Source organism: Azospirillum sp. UFLA03-27 (genome assembly GCF_059803775.1).
Genome location: NZ_JAUQTX010000518.1, coordinates 1 through 904, shown reverse-complemented (window position 1 = coordinate 904; position 904 = coordinate 1). Strand labels below are relative to the sequence as shown.

The 904-nt window shown below is 72.9% G+C and carries 1 protein-coding gene and 1 pseudogene; both read right to left on the bottom strand.

Annotated features, from left to right (window positions below):
• On the bottom strand, positions 1 to 648 hold a 648-nt coding region (locus tag Q4I23_RS32835; protein WP_498529023.1), incomplete at its 3' end, for a MotE family protein.
• Between the two features lie 3 nt (positions 649 to 651).
• Positions 652 to 904 (bottom strand): annotated as a pseudogene (locus Q4I23_RS32830) (DUF6468 domain-containing protein); the annotation flags it as partial.

The following is a 904-nucleotide window of genomic DNA, read 5'->3' as shown; positions in this document are numbered from 1 at the left end:
GCGTTGCAGGACGAGGCGGGTGACCTCGCGCGCCTTGCCGTCCTCCAGCTCCGCGATGATCGGGGCGGAGCGGCGCTCGGCCATGCGGTCCAGCACGTCGATGATGATGTCGGTTTCCAGGTCGTTGAAGATGCGCGCGGCGTCGCGCGGCTTCATCGTCTCGTAGATCGTCACCATGCGCTTCAGATCCTCCGCCTGGAGGTTTGAGCGCTGCTGCATCAGCGCCTCCACGTCGCGCTTGATGGCGCTCAGCTTCTGGATCTGAGAGGTGGCGCGGGTCTCGGCGGCGGCCAGCACCGCCTCCGCCTCGCCGAGATGGCGGGTGCGGGCGGTCACGTCGGCCTTCTGCTCCGCGATGGCGGCGCGCAGGGCCGGGTCGGTGCAACTCGCCGCGGGCAGGGCGGCGTCCGCGGGCGAAGCCGCCGCGGTCATCGGCAGCGCGGCCAGAGCGGGGGCCGGCGCTGGCGGGGCGTCCAGGGAGGAGGACTCCGCGCCACCCTTCAGGTCCTTGGCCCAGGGGCGCTCATGCTTGCCGAACTCGCGGTCGAACTGCTGGGCAACCACCGGCAGCCCTTCCATCAGCGAGCCGAGCTTGAGCGGCAGCACCATCAGGATCGCCACCAGCGTGATGGGAAGTACGCGCAGCATGGCTCAGCGCTCCGGTCCGATGGCCCGCAGCCGGGCGTAGAAGGCGTTGGCGGCCTGCTGCCGCGCGCCGCCGGTGTCCACGATGGATTCGGGAGCGGCCTCAGTGGCGGCCTCCGGGGCGGCCAGCGGCTCCTCCACAGGACGTGCGGCGGCCCCGGCCAGGGCGGCGACGCGCATCGGGCGGAAGCCATCCTCGTCCTCCGGCGCGTCGCTGTCCGGCGCGGGGGCGGGCACCGGTTCCGTGACGGTGGCGGGG